Origin of the sequence: Bifidobacterium pongonis (assembly GCF_019331805.1) — a bacterium.
Taxonomy (GTDB): domain Bacteria; phylum Actinomycetota; class Actinomycetes; order Actinomycetales; family Bifidobacteriaceae; genus Bifidobacterium; species Bifidobacterium pongonis.
Genome location: NZ_JAHBBE010000010.1, coordinates 1 through 14,898, shown reverse-complemented (window position 1 = coordinate 14,898; position 14,898 = coordinate 1). Strand labels below are relative to the sequence as shown.

Genomic DNA, 14,898 nt, shown 5'->3' with positions numbered 1-14,898 from the left:
ACTGGCCGCGCGACTTCCATCGCACGATCCGCCCGAATGCGGCAAGCGCCGCGAACGCCCGCCCCGAAAAGGGGAACGGGCATCCGCGGCGCTTGCGATCATCGGCCGAGGCGGAAATCAGGCCTCGAAGTAGCCGGAGGCGCCCAAGCGCGCATCCGGGTCGAGCAGCATGGCCTTTTCGACCTCGTGCGAGTCGTAGCCGCGCTTGTCCTCATGGAAGCGACGGTTGTCGATCGGCTCGTACAGGGCGGCACGGCCCATCATGCCCTCCTCAAGGCGGCGCTGGCCGGCAGCCAGACGCGCGTCGGCACGTTCACGCCACTGCTGCAGCGCTTCGGCACCGGCGGTGTTGGCCACGGCGGCCTCGAACGCGCCCGGGTTCACGATCGCGGCGAAGCCGGAGACGTGGCCGAAACCGAGCGAGGTGGCCAGGCCAGCCTTGACGGAGCCGACGTGCAGCGGCTTCCTCAGCCAGACCATGTGGTCGTCGCGAGCGAGCTTCGGGTCGACGCAGTCGAGCGCCGCGTTCGCCGGAATCACGCCGGACTTGAACAGCTGGGTCAGGCCGTTCACCTGGAAGATGCAGGCACCGCCCTTGGCGTGGCCGGTGAGCGTCTTCTGCGAGATGACGAACAACGGGTTGCCGTCGGTGCGTCCGATGGCGTGGGCCAGCGTGTTGTGCAGCTCGGATTCGTTCGGATCGTTGGCATTCGTGGACGTGTCGTGCTTGGAAACCACGGCGATGTCGTCCGGCGTGACGCCAAGCTTGGCGAGATCACGCACCAGCTTGGAATCCTTGCCACCCATGCCTGCGGCGAGCGCGCCCAGTCCCGGAGCCGGGATGGAGGTGTGCGCGCCGTCCGCATAGGAGTGGACGAAGCCGATCACGCCGGCGACGGGCAGGCCGAGCTTGAGCGCGATGTCACCGCGGGTCAGCAGGATGGTGCCGCCGCCCTGCGATTCGACGAAGCCGCCGCGGCGACGGTCGTTCGCACGGGAGAAGAAGCGCGCGTCGATGCCCTTGGCGTACATCTCCTCGGAGTTGGCGGTGGCGTTCATGTTGCCGAAGCCGATCACGGATTCGACGCCGATGTCGTCGATCGCACCGGTGACCACGAAGTCGGCCTTGCCGAGCGCGATCTTGTCGGCGCCTTCCTCCAGGGAGACGGCGGCGGTGGCGCAAGCGGAGACCGGCTGGATCATGTTGCCGTAGCCGCCGATGTAGGACTGCATCACGTGCGCCGCGACGACGTTCGGCAGGGCTTCCTGCAGGATGTCGGTCGGAATCTCGTGGTTGAGGAAGCGATCCAGGTAGAGCTTGCGCATGGAGGACATGCCACCGAAGCCGGTGCCCTGGGTGGACGCGATCATGGACGGGTGCACCGCCTGCAGGATCTCCACCGGGGTGAAGCCCGCGGACAGGTAGGCGTCGACCGTGGTGACGATGTTCCACAGGGCGATCCTGTCGACATCGCCGACCATGGAGGCCGGGATACCCCACTTGACCGGGTCGAAGCCCTTCGGGAACTGGCCGCCGACGGTGCGGGTCATGGTCGCGCGGCGAGGCACGCGGATCATGGAACCGGCGTGACGGGTCACGTTCCATTCGCCGGATTCGCCGTCCAGCGCGATGGTGGTGTGGGCTTCGTCGAGCTTGACGTACTCTTCGGCGATCTCACGGGTCGGTACGGAGAAGGTCACATCGTGGTCGAGGAAGACCTCGGCCTCCTCCTCGTCGGCGCCATCCTTGTAATCGTCGCCCATGCCCTCCTCGAAGGGGCGGATGCCGGAACGCGCCACGACCTCATCGTGGTAGCGTTCGGCGATGTCCTCTTCGGGCACCAGGTTGCCGTCCACGTCGTACCAGCCCGGCTTCGGGCTGTCGTTCCAAGTCAGCAGACCCATGTTCCAAGCCAGTTCGAGCACCGCGCCGGCGGAAAGGTCGACCTCGCCGTCGGAGTGGATGCCGAGTTCCGCCTCGAAGCGGGTGCGGCCGGAACCCCACGGGCCCAGCTCGCCGACGGAGACGATCACGATCTCATCCTCGGGGCGTGCCGTGACGTTCTTCCAATCGTTCAGATCGACCGGGGCCTGATGCGGGACGTGCGGACTCGGCAGCGCCTTGATGAGCGCGGAGGCCGGCTTCGCATCCGCCTTGGCTGAGCCTGCGGCGTCGGCCTGAGCGGCCTGTTCCGCGTCGGCCATGGCTTCGGCACGCAGCGCCTTGATGTCGATCGGTTCGGAGCCGAGGCCACCGGTCAGGTCGACGTCGAGCGGCGCGGCAATCGCGGTCTCACGGGATTCGCGGGTGGCCAGGTCGAGCAACTTCACTGCGATTTCGGTGGTGGAGTAGGTCTTCAGACCGTGGCGTTCCACAACCTCGACCAGCGGGTCGTTGCCGCCCATCAGGCCGGTACCGCGCACCCAGCCGATCTTCGGATGGGCGAAGGTCACGCGGCTGGACCACACCTTTTCGGCGCGGGCGCGGTTGACGATGGCGTCGAAGGAGCTCTTCACCTCGCCGTAGGCGCCGTCGCCGCCGAAGATGCCGCGGTTCGGGGAACCGGGCAGGATCACGTGCAGCTTGTGCTGGACGTCGGTGTCGGCGCCGATCTTGGCCAGGCCGGTGATGGCACGTTCGACGCCCCAGAGCATGAGACGCGCCTGGGATTCGAACAGTTCACCGGAATCGGCCAAGGTGCCGTGCACCGGCGGGGCCGCGAACGGGAAGAACAGGCTCGGCTCGTAAGCCGGCTTGAGGATCGTGGTGGTCGCGCCGGAGGTCTTCTTCTGGACGTTGCCGACCCAATCAACCAGCGCATCCACATCACGGTAGCTGGAGAGGTTCGCCGGAACGAGCCACAGCTTGGCGTCGCCCGCCGCATGTTCGCGGTAGGTCTGCTTGGCCCATGCCTTCACGCTCGGCTTGAAGCTGTGCGAGGTGGCGACCACGGTCGCGCCGCCGGCGAGCAGGCCGTTGACGACCTGCGCGGCGATGGAGTTCGGGGCCACGCCGGTCACGACGGCGATATCACCCGCGAAACGGCTGTTCGCGGCATCGTCAGAGGCGGATTCCAGCGCTTCGGATGCCACGCGGCCGTAAGCGGCCTTCAGTTCGGCATCCTCGGTCTTGTTCGCATACCATGCGGCTTCGGCGGCGACGGCCTTGCCGAGTCCGACGAAGCTGCCGGACAGCACGGAGGCGTTGCCATCATAGAATGCGCGAGCCAGATCCTCACGTGCGGATGCCCAGCGGTCGTCGAACAGGATGACCTTGCGCGCGTCGAAGCGCGGCGCGACCTGCTTCGGCCAGTCGGAGCCGAGTTCGGCTTCGACGGCGGCGACCACGGCGGCGTTCTCGTCGCCGTTCTCTTCGGCGGCCGGGGCTGCGACGCCGAGCTGGTTCAGCACGAACTTCGCGGTGGAGGCGAGCACGCCGTCGGCGCCGGTCACCTTGGCCGCAAACGCGTCGAGGGCCGCGGAATCAACCACGGCACCACCTGCGGCACCACCTGCGCTCGGCATGGACACGGCCACACCCTTGTCGGAGGCGACCTTCTGCACGGCTGCGTCGATGAGGGCGTTCGCCGCGGCGGCGTTGGAGGCGGCGTCGGTGGGCAGCGACGCCAGGTCGCCGCCACGGGAGCTTGCACCGTCACGGGTTTCGAGCACGAGCGCGGCGACCACGTGGGAGGCCCAGCCTTCGCCGAGCTGCCAGGTGTCGGTCACGCGCTTCTCGACCTGCGCGAGCTTCAGACCGGCAGCGCCGAACAGGCCGCGGATGCGGTCGCGCACGATGTCGGACAGCACCGGACCGAAGGCCCTGTAGTTCGGGGCGACCTTGTTGACCAACGCGCTCAGCGCGTTCACCGTAGCTTCGGCGGCGCCGTCGACGCTGGCCACACCCAGCTCGGAGCTGATGTCCATGAGCAGCTGGTTACGACGCGAGGAGACGCCGTTGGTCAGGGTGTCGGTGGTGTCGGAATCGCCGATCTGATCCGGACGGACCTTGGCGGAGTATGCGAGCAGCATGGCGATGGCGTCGGACGCGTTGAACGCGATATCCGCGACGGCGGCACCGGACGGCGCACCTGCCGGGGTGGCCGGAGCGGCCGGAACCGTGGCGGCTGGCGCGGCGGCAGCCGGAGCCGATGCGGGAGCGGCTGCGACTGCAGCGGGAGCCGCGGCGGCGGGCGCTTCCGCGATCGGTTCATCGTCGGCTTCCGGAACCAGCGAATCGGAATCGGTCATGTACACGCGGCCTTCATCACGGCCCACGTTGTACACGGTCACGTCGCGGCCGGAGAACTGCGGCAGACGCAGGGTCTTGGCACCGAGGTTGGCGAGCGTCGGGGCGTTGCCCAAGCCGACCTCCACGTACTCTTCAACGCCGAGACCGCCCTGTTCGGCGGAGCCGAAGAGCAGAGCCTGGGTTTCGATCCAACGCACCGGGGAGGCGAACTGCCAGCTCAGCAGTTCGGTCAACAGCAGTCGGCCGAGCTTCTGATCGTCCTCGGCGTAGGAATCCCACACCTTCGGATCGTCCAGCGCGGCCTTGATGCGTTCGGACGGCACGACCTCAAGGATCTTGGCCGCGAATTCCTTGGTCATTTCGAACGGCGCGGCGACCAGGTTCGGAATGTAACGGTCGACCAGACGGCCACGGTAGTCGATGTACTGCGGCAGCAGGGCGTCGAGCTTGTCGCGGAACTCCGGCACGCCCTTCCTGAGCAGCGTGGAGTGGAACGGCACGTCGATGCCCGGCACCAGCATGAACGCCGGCTTGCCGCCGTATTCGGCGACGCGACGGGCGGAATCGGCCTTCAGCGCCTTCAAACCGGCGATGGTGCCCGCGACCGCATACTGCTGGCCGGCGAGGTTGTAGTTCACGATCTGCAGGAACTCGCCGGACGCCTTGGACACGGATTCGACGTACTCGCGCACGCCGTCGTCGCCGACGCCGAACTGGTTCGGGCGCAGCGCACCCATGCGGTAGTTGGAGCGCCCCTTCTCGTCGCGCGGGATGAGATGGTGCATGGTGGAACCGCGGTGGAACACGAGTTCGAGCACGGTTTCCAGCGGGATCACACCGGCGAAGGAGCTCAGCGCGTTGTATTCGCCCAGCGAATGGCCCGCGAAGTACGCCGGCCAGATGTCGGCACCGGCTTCACGCAGACGCGCGGTCTGGGCGAATGCCACGGTGGCGAGCGCCACCTGCGTGAACTGGGTGAGGTTGAGCAGGCCTTCCGGATGACGGTAGGTCACGCCGTTGGCGGTGAGTTCCTTCGGATTGTCGCGCACGACGGCGAGGATCGAGAATCCGAGCTTCTCGCGCGTGAGCTTGTCTGCGCGTTCCCACACGTCGCGGGCGGCCGGGGACTTGGCGCGCTCGTCGAGCACCATGCCCTGCTTCTGGATGCCCTGGCCCGGGTAGACGAAGGCGGACTTCGGCGCGCGCACGATGGCGGTGGCGCGGGAGACGATGTTGCCGTCGATGCGGCTGGTCACTTCGAGTACCATGCCGGCGTGGGCGACGCGGCCGACGCGTTCGATGGAAATCTCCACCTCGTCATCGAGCTGCACCATGCCGTACATGTTGTAGGTCCAGCCGGCGATCTCGTAGTGGGCGCCCTTCTCGTCCAGCGCCTGCACGGCGTACTGGGCGGTGGCGGACAGCCACATGCCGTGGACCAGCGGGGCGGCGAGGCCGGAGACGGCGGCGCCGCGATGGGAGGTGTGGATCGGGTTGAAATCACCGGAGGTGCGGGCGAATGCCGTCATCTCGTGGGGTGCGGTCACCTTGACGCGGCGCAGCATACGGCGCGGGGTGCTTTCGATTTCGGCGTCGATGCCACCGTAATCGGGGGCTTCGGGCGGCAGTGCGTCGGAGTAGGCGCGGCCGCGGATGGCGAAACGTTCGGTTTCGTTGGCGAGCACAACGCCGCTGGTCGTGCTGTGGGTCACGTGGATGGTGACGACGCGGCCCGACGCGGATTCGAAGTAGTCTTCGGCCCAGCTGGTGAGACGGATGGTTTCACCGGTGTGCTTGAGCAGTTCGTCCTCGCTGACCTCGAGTTCGATGAGATGGTCGAGGTGGACGGCGTTGAGCAGGCCTTCGATGACCGGGAAGCCCTTGACGTACACGGAACCGAGCGCGGCGTAGATCGCCGGCCAGGCCGGGCCGACGAGCGCGTCCGGCGCGATGCGGGAGGGCACGAGGTCGGCGGGCAGCGCACCGCCGGTCGCGGCCTCATGGTCGAAGCCGAGGTTGGCGGAAAGCGTGTATTCGGCGTGCGCGAGACCGAACGGGTAGGCGGTCTTGTCGTCGGCCGGCTCGATCGCGGGCATGGCGGTGAGCTTGTCGCCGGTGATGGCGGTGTTGCCGATGCCCGCGGTGTCGGCGAGCATACGGTACACGTGTTCCGGCAGGCGGTCACGGTCGACCACCGGGAACAGGCCGGATTCGGCGCCGTCGACGTTCAGCGGGATGACGATGTCGCGCACGGCGTGCTTGGACTTGCCGCCGTCGGGATCGTTGTCCCAGTAGGTGTCCAGATGGATGTCGAGATCGTACTGTTCGACGCTGCCCTTGGCGCCCACCTTGCGGATCTCGTAGTGTTCGTCGCCGTTGCCGGTGCCGAACGCCGGGTTCGCCATGAGATGGCCGACCCAGGAGATGTTCGGGGACTTGCGGATGAACTCCTCGGCGGATGCGGCGGTACCGAGTTCCGCGAAGGCGGCCTTGTCGGCGGCCGGGGAGTCGGCGGCGACGCGCTTGACCATCGCCTGTTCGAAACGGCCGAGGATGTCGGCGACCGGCTCGTCGACGGTCGTGATGCCGGCCACGGAGATCGGGCCGGGGATGATACGCACGGAATCGGCGGAATAGCGGGAGTCTTCGGACTGCCACAGCTGATCCTGGCCCCACCAACGCAGCAGATCGTTGTCGATGACCGGCACAAACGGCATCGGCTTCGGGTATTCGCGCACGAGCACGGGGAACCACGCCTCGTCCATCGGGGTCACCTTGAGTTCGGCGGCCTGCGGGTAGGCGGCCTTCAGCTTGGCGATGGCCGCGTTCGGATCGGATTCGACGTCGGCGCGGGAAGCGAACAGCGAGGCGAATTCGCCGCTCTCCTGTTCGGTGACGCGGGCTTCGATGCGCTGCAGCAGGTGCAGGAAACGGTCGGCGTAGGTTTCGTCGACCCACGGGAAGGAAAGGTCGGCGAAGCGCTGGGCCCATTCAAGGTAGGTCATCGATTCGAGGTCGCCGAAGTACGGCTTGGCGGTGGCGTTGAGTGCTTCGATGATCTCCTCGCGGCGCTTTTCCAGCTCCTCCGGGTGCTTCATCACGCGCACGAGCAGACGGCCGCAACGGGCGGAGGCGTTCTCCAGCTCGTAGATGTCGGCGTGCAGGTGGCTCAGGCCGGAGGTCACGCCGCCAAGCGCCTTGCCGCTCGGAACCCACTGTTCGCCCAGCGGTGCGAACGGATCGTTGCCGTCGCCCTTGGACGGGATGCCTGGGGTGTTCACCAGCATCTGCTTGACTTCGGGGCTGGTGTGCGCCTCCTTGGCGGTCATCACGGCGGTACCGACAAGCACGCCGTCGACGGGCATGAGCGGACGGCCGTATTCCTTGGACCATTCGCCGGTGATGTAGTCGGCGCCACGTTCCGGCGTGCCGATGCCGCCGCCCGCGACGAGCACGAGGTTGGACTGTTCGCGCACTTCGGCGTAGGTGCTCAGCAGCAGATCGTCCAGGGATTCCCAGGAGTGGTGGCCACCGGCGGAACCGCCTTCGACTTCGATGAGCACCTTGGTCGGCGCCACGGCCTTGGCGATGCGCACGACCTGACGGATCTGGTCGACAGTGCCCGGCTTGAAGCTCACGTACGGGAATCCGTCCGCATTGAGCGTGCGAATCAGTTCGACGGCCTCGTCAAGTTCGGGGATGCCGGCGGAAACGACCACGCCGTCGATCGGCGTGCCGCTCGCGCGCTTCTTCGGCACGATACGCTGGCTGCCGAACTGCAGGTTCCACAGGTAACGGTCCATGAACATGGCATTGAATTCGACGGTACGCCCTTCTTCAAGCTCCTCTTCCAGCTTGGCGACATGGCGGTCGAACACGTCGGCGGTCACCTGGCCGCCGCCCGCAAGCTCGGCCCAGTAGCCGGCGTTGGCGGCCGCGGCCACGATTTCCGGTTCCACGGTGGTCGGGGTCATGCCGGCGAGCAGCACGGGGGCCTTGCCGGTGAGTTCGGTGAACGCGGTGCGCACCTTGTCGCCCGCGGAGGTGTGGATGATGCTCGGCGCGAAACGGGTCCAGTTCTGGGTGCGTTCCGGGGTGCTATCCGACGTGGAGAGTTCGGCGCGATCGGCCACGGTGGAGGCTTCCACCACGCCGACACCGGTGCCTTGGGCGACGGTGGTGAACAGCTTGCCCACGGTGGTGCCGGGGCCGAAATCAAGCACCCACAGCGTGCTCGGGTCGGCGGAGCTCATGAGGGCGCGGACGCGGGCGGCCCAATCCACATGGTTGAGCAGCACTTCGGCGGCGAGTTCGCGGGCGTGCGAACCGTCGATGCCGCAGGTTTCGGCCCATGCCACGGTCTGGGCGACCGCGTCGGCCATCAGCGGGCTGTGGAACGGCAGGGTCACGTCGAGGTATTCGAGCACGGGGTCGAACACGCGGCCACCACGCACCTTCTCTTCGCGCAGCTTGGCCTGACGCTTATGCTCCTTGGCGACTTCGACGCCGAACGCGGCGAGGTCCTCCGGGTAGCCGGACAGCACGTAGTGGGTGGCGGAGTTAGTGACGGCCACTGCGATCGGGCCGCGAGCGCCGTCCACGCGTTCGATCAGCGCGTCGACCTGGGCGCGGGTGATGTCTTTGACGGACAGCATCGGGGTGGCTTCGCCGTGACGTGCCGCGAGGCCGAGCTGACGGGCCTGACGGGTGCCGGCGACGCCGATGAGCTGTGCGATGGCGAGGATTTCGTCGATCTTGGCGGCTGCGGCTTCGATGGTGCCGGCCTCTTCGATGGCGCGCACCATGTGCACCGCGAGAATGCCCTGGGAGTGGCCGAGCACGGCGACCGGCTTGGCTTCGGCGGGATTGTAGCCGAGTTCCGCGGCATCGATGAGGGCGCCCAGCTGGGCGAGCGCGATGCCCGGCACACTGGCGGCGGCGTTGGCCGCGGCACCCAGCTTGGCGGGGTTCGGGGTGAAGCCGAACAGGTCGACAGGGCGGCCGGTGGTGGCCAGCAGGTCGGCGCTCACCGGGTACAGCAGGTTTTGGGCGTTGCTCACGTGGGCGTGCAGTCGCTCGTCAAGCACGGGGTTCGCCGTCTCGTCGGCGAGTGCCACCGGCCACGGGGTGGACTGGCCCGCGAAGGCGAGCGCATGCGGCTCGTTGGCGAGTCGATCGAGGAAGAAGGGGTTGCTCATGGTGTTTCCTTACTTGTTTTTCAACATTCTCAAGTCGTGTGTTGTGGTCATGATCGTTGTCCGGCCGGCTGTCGTAGGCCGTGCACGTTTACTGCGGCTGATTGCCGTGATGTTTCTCCGTGTGGCGCACGTGCGTCTTGTTGGCGAGCAGGTTTAGCGAGTTCACGATGGATTCGCGCGTCTGTTCCGGGTCGATCATGGCGTCGATGGCGCCGAGTTCGAGGGCGAGGTTCGCGTTGACGGTGCTTTTCTCGTATTCGTCGACGTATTTGGCGCGTAGCGCTTCCACGTCCTGTCCGGCGGCTTTCGCCTTGTTCAGGTCGTGGCGGTGGATGATATTCACCGCGCCCGCCGCGCCCAGCACCGCGATCTGCGAGTTGGGCCATGCGAAGTTCATGTCCGCGCCGATCGACTTGGAGCCCATCACGATGTAGGCGCCGCCGAAGGCTTTGCGCAGCGTGACGGTGATCATCGGCACCTGCGCGTTGGCGTAGGCGTAGATCACTTTCGCGCCGCGGCGGATGATGCCGGCGTGTTCCTGATCGGAGCCGGGCTTGTAGCCGGGGGTGTCCACCAGTGTGATGATGGGCAGGTTGAACGCGTCGCACATGCGCACGAAGCGTGCCACCTTTTCGGAGGCGTCCACGTCGAGGATGCCGGCGTTCACGTTGGGCTGGTTGGCGACGATGCCTACGGGCTTGCCTTCCACGCAGGCGAAGCCGACGATCGAGGATGCGCCGAACAGTTCGTGCACTTGCACGAATTCGCCATAGTCGGTGATGCAGCGGATCACGTCAAGCATGTCGTAGGGCTGGCGGTCGTTGTCGGGCACGATGGTGGCGAGTCGCTTGGCGACGTCGCGTTCGGCCCGGGTGGGCGCGTAGGCGTAGACGGGAGGCTTCTGCCCGGCGTTGGACGGCAGGTACGCGAGCACGGTGCGCGCGTAGTCGATGGCGTCGGATTCGCCGTCGGCCAGGTAGTGGGCCACGCCGGAGACGGTGCTGTGCACTTCGCCGCCGCCGAGATCGTCCATGGAGATCGTTTCGCCGGTGGCCGCTTTCACCACATCGGGGCCGGTGACGAACATGTTCGAGTTCTCACGGGTCATGATGATGAAGTCGGTGAGTGCGGGGCAGTACACCGCGCCGCCCGCGCAGGGGCCGAGAATCAGGCTGATCTGCGGGACGAAACCGCTGGCACGGCAGGTGCGGCGGAAGATTTCACCGTACTGGTTCAGCGCGGCCACACCTTCCTGGATGCGCGCACCGCCGGAATCCACGATGGCGACGATGGGAATGCGCAGGCCCAGCGCCATGTCCATCAGATGGCAGATTTTGCGGCCTTCCTCGGCGCCCAGCGTGCCACCTTTCACGGAGAAGTCCTGCGCGTATACGGCGACCTTGCGCCCGTAGACTTCACCGAATCCTGTGATCACAGCCGCGCCGGCGTTGCCGTTGTTGATGTCGCCGCCGCGGAATCGTCCGATTTCCTCGAACGTTCCGGTGTCGAACAGCAGGTCGAGGCGTTCGCGCGCGGTGTTCTTATGCTTGGCGTGCTGCTTGTCGCGTGCACGCTCTTCGGCGTTGCGGGCCAGTTCGGCGGCTTTCGCCACGGCCGGGCGCAACGGCTGTCGGGTTTGCGTCTGGGAGGCTGCGATGTCGAGGATGTCGCTCACTGCTTGCCTCCCTTCACGTCCATCGTCACCAACGTGTCACCGGCTTCGACGCCGTTCGCCGGGCCGACGAAGATTTTCTTCACGGTGCCTGCGGCGGGCGCGTACACGTAGTTTTCCATCTTCATGGATTCGAGTACGACGATGAGGTCGCCTTTGGCGACTTCCTGGCCTTCCGCCACGTTGATGCGGGTGACGACGGCCTGCATCGGGGAGGCGATGATGCCGGATTTGGCGGCGTCGCCGTTGTCTCCCCTGTTTTTCTCGCCGGCATGCTGCATCACGCCGCCGCGCAACGGCTGGGTGATGCGCTTGACGTCGCGTGCGCGCGCCGAACCGGTGAGGTTTTCGACGATGTCGAGTGGAACGGTGAGCTTGACGCGCCGGTTGTTCATCTCGATGACGAAGCTTTCGGACTTGCCTGCACCGTTCGCGCTGGCGCCCGTATCACCGCTGACCGAAGCCGGCTGACCGGTTTTGGCTGCGGCGGGTTCGCGGTTGAGATAGTTGCGTTCCAGCCACTTGGTGTGTACGGCGAAGGAATGCCCGTGTTCGGCGGTGAAATCGTCGTTGCGGAAGATTTCCTTGAACAGCGGGATCGGCGTGGGCACGCCTTCGATCACGAGTTCGTCGAGCACGCGGCGTACGCGGGCCACGGCGGTGGCGCGGTTCTGCGCGGTGACGATGACCTTGCCCATCATCGAATCGAACTTCGGGGAGACGGAATCGCCTTCGACCACGCCGGTGTCGACGCGCACGCCGGGGCCGGTGGGCCAGACAATGCGTTCCAGCGTGCCTGCGGCCGGGGTCAGATTGGTGTCGGGATCCTCGGAGGTGATGCGCAGTTCGAAGCTGTGGCCGCGCGGTTCGGGGGCCGGCGTCAGTTCGCCTCCGTCCGCGATGGTGAGCTGTTCGCGTACCAGGTCGAGACCGCACACCTCTTCGGAGACGGTGTGTTCGACCTGCAGTCGCGGGTTGACTTCGAGGAAGTAGACTTTGCCGCTTTCGGTCACCATGAATTCGCAGGTGCCGAGTCCCACGTAGCCTACGGTTTCGAACAGGCGGCGGGAGTATTCACCGAGGGTGGCGACGACTTTTTCGCTCAGGAAGGGCGCGGGGGCCTCTTCCACGAGTTTCTGGTTGCGGCGCTGCAGCGAGCAGTCACGGGTGGAGTACACGGTGAAGTTGCCGTGCGAATCGCGACCGCACTGCGTTTCGACGTGACGTGCGGCGCGGACGAATTTTTCGATGAAGTAGGCGTTCAGATCGCCGCCTTGTAGGGAGTCGTGGCTGGCGAAGAACCTGCGAAGTTCCTCGTCGTCGTTCACGACGGTGATGCCGTGGCCGCCGCCGCCATCGGAACGTTTCATCATGATCGGATACCCGTAGGTGTGCGCGAAGTCGAGCAGTTTGCGGATGCTGCTCACCGGTTCGGACAGGCCGGGAACGGGCGGGACTTTCGCGCGGGCCGCCACGCGGCGGGCGCTGATCTTGTCGCCGAGTTCGACGAGCGCGTCGGCGCTCGGGCCGACCCAGATGGCTCCGCCGTTTACGACTTTGCGTGCGAATTCGGGGACTTCGGACAGGAAGCCGTACCCGGGGTGCACGGCGTTCGCTCCGGTGCGATGCATGATGTCGATCAGCGCGTCCTCGTTGAGGTACGTGTCTTTGTATGTGTCTCCGCTCAGCAGGAACGCCTCGTCGGCAAGATCGACGTATTGCGACTCGCGATCCTGTTCGGAATACACCGCGACGGTGGCTATGCCCATTTCGCGTGCGGTGCGGACCACACGCAGGGCGATTTCGCCGCGGTTTGCAATCAGTAATTTTTTGACAATTGACGCCATAGTGTTAATTATTTACGCCGGTCTTGCGGGCAAAACAATCTGACGCATCACAAAATCGGCGAGAACCTTTTGTGCGGTTCCACAAACGCCACCGTAAGTAATCAGCCGTATTCTGTACTCGGAATTGACGAATTCCCCTAATCTGTCACGCCTAGAAAGGCATTCTCATGCGTAATACCATCGCCTTGATTTCTGCGCGTTTCACCACGTTGTCCCGCAGCCGTATCGGTTCCGTGCTCAAGTCCGTGATGTTCGCCGTGCTGCTGTGGGCCGCCAGCGCCGCGGGCAGCATTCCGATCCCCGGCACGCCCGTGCCGATCACCCTGCAGACCTTCGTGGTCATGCTCGCGGGTCTGATGCTCACCTGGCGTCAGGCGGGCGCAGCGGTCGGCATGTATCTCGCCGCCGGCGCGGTCGGTCTGCCGGTGTTCGCCGGCGGCGCTTCGACCTTGGCTCTGATCGGCCCGAGCGCGGGCTTCCTGATCGGCTTCCTTCCGGCCGCGGTGCTGACCGCCGTGCTGAAAGGCGAGGCTCGCACCGATACCGCGAAGCACACCGCGATGACCGCCGCACGTTATCTGCTGGCCGCGTTCATCGGATGCGTCGTGTTGGATTACGCGCTCGGCTTCGTGGTGCAGTCCGCGATCACCGGCATTTCCATCAAGGTGGTGGCCATCGCTTCCATGGGCTTCGTGATCGGCGACATCATCAAGGTCTGCGTCGCGGCACTGACCGCCGCCGGCCTGTCCAAGCTCAACCGCTGACGGCTTCCCGTCATATAGATCTCCTCTTAGGGCCAGCCGATTCCGGCTGGCCCTTTGTCATGCTCCCAGCCACTCTTTCATTGTTGCGATCCGGCACCCCGGCGCTCCAACATTCAGCACACAGTCCAATGGCGTAACCGGCATCGTCGCCGGTATCTTCCTTCTCCCGCTTATCCCAAGCCGTTACGCCCTCCATACGCCCCTGCAGCGCGGCCAATGCCATTACCTAGTGTCTTTTTCCCGGATGTGCCTATCCCCGTTCCCAAGCCGCTCCCAGCCCATTCCCGCCCACTATCCCGCCTTGGCCCCGCTCTTCCCACACTGGCCTGCAGACTTGACGCGATATGCCAAAAGGATTGATTTTCGCCCTCATCCGAGGAGCCAAAGCCAAGAACCGGAACGTGGACGCAACACGCAGCAGGCATACAGGAAAGAACACCGATCTGCCCACTCCCCTGAAGATATGCGAAGCCCCTTGGGCGCGAGGAATGCGCCCGGGAACAGGAAATTACATGCGGAAGAGGAAACACCCCCGGAAGATCCCAAGCATGCACGGATAAGGAGAGGGGATACCTGAGCTCAGCAAAAGGGGTCCTGCCGGGACCAGGCGGATATCGGAGGCCGGGACACCATGGAGGCGCACGAATGCCTCCGGGGCACGTAAGGCGCGTGCGCCCGACCCGGACGGTACCAAGCCCGCCCGGATACACGAGGGCCCCGGGACATGCGAAAGGCACGCCCGGGGCCGAGTACACACGGAACAAAAACCAGGGGATCCCGGCAACCCCCGCAAGGGAACCGGAAGGAAAACACGGGACAAAAAAGAAAGGATCCCGGGAACCCCCGCAAGGGGCTCGACCGGGATCCGATCCAACAATAAAAGCGGCGACGTGCTACTCTCCCACACCCTCTCAGGTGCAGTACCATCGCCGTGCAAGGCCTTAGCTTCCGGGTTCGGAAAGGGACCGGGCGTCTCACCTTGGCTATGGTCGCCGCAAATCTTCAACTATCACCACCCCACAGGGGGTGATGGCAGGCGGCGGTTCGGGAACCGGACAATGGACGCGATGAATCGTTCCGTGGATCAAACGGATGCTCCCTATCATCGGGAACAAGCCGAAGGACGCAATACGGGCAACACCAAAAAAAACTTGATGTGATTGTA

At 65.6% G+C, this 14,898-nt stretch carries 5 protein-coding genes and 1 rRNA gene; 1 reads left to right on the top strand and 5 read right to left on the bottom strand.

What is annotated here, in order from left to right; all coding sequences use genetic code 11:
- Positions 1–117: 117 nt before the first annotated feature.
- The 3 genes from KIH75_RS03685 to KIH75_RS03675 all read right to left on the bottom strand — a co-directional run bounded on the left by KIH75_RS03685 (position 118) and on the right by KIH75_RS03675 (position 12,969).
- Positions 118–9,450 carry a type I polyketide synthase gene (locus KIH75_RS03685; RefSeq protein ID WP_219055453.1) on the bottom strand — a complete coding sequence of 3,111 codons (9,333 nt, stop codon included), beginning with the start codon at positions 9,448–9,450 and terminating at the stop codon, positions 118–120.
- A gap of 88 nt (positions 9,451–9,538) precedes the next feature.
- Complete coding sequence (locus tag KIH75_RS03680) at positions 9,539–11,116, bottom strand: acyl-CoA carboxylase subunit beta (protein ID WP_420829170.1); 1,578 nt, start codon at positions 11,114–11,116, stop codon at positions 9,539–9,541.
- A 5-nt stretch (positions 11,117–11,121) separates the two neighbouring features.
- Positions 11,122–12,969, bottom strand: a complete 1,848-nt coding sequence (locus KIH75_RS03675; RefSeq protein WP_219055451.1) for an ATP-binding protein — start codon at positions 12,967–12,969, stop codon at positions 11,122–11,124.
- 167 nt (positions 12,970–13,136) lie between these two features.
- On the opposite strand from KIH75_RS03675, the gene KIH75_RS03670 reads away from it, so the two are divergent.
- A complete protein-coding gene (locus KIH75_RS03670; protein ID WP_219055450.1) occupies positions 13,137–13,733 on the top strand; it encodes a biotin transporter BioY in 597 nt (198 codons plus the stop codon).
- Positions 13,734–14,613: 880 nt separating this feature from the next.
- On the opposite strand, the gene rrf is transcribed toward KIH75_RS03670, so the two are convergent.
- Positions 14,614–14,730 (bottom strand): 5S ribosomal RNA (rrf, locus tag KIH75_RS03665).
- On the bottom strand, positions 14,717–14,898 hold a 182-nt coding region (locus tag KIH75_RS03660; protein WP_219055449.1), incomplete at its 5' end, for a hypothetical protein. The genes KIH75_RS03660 and rrf, both read right to left, overlap by 14 nt.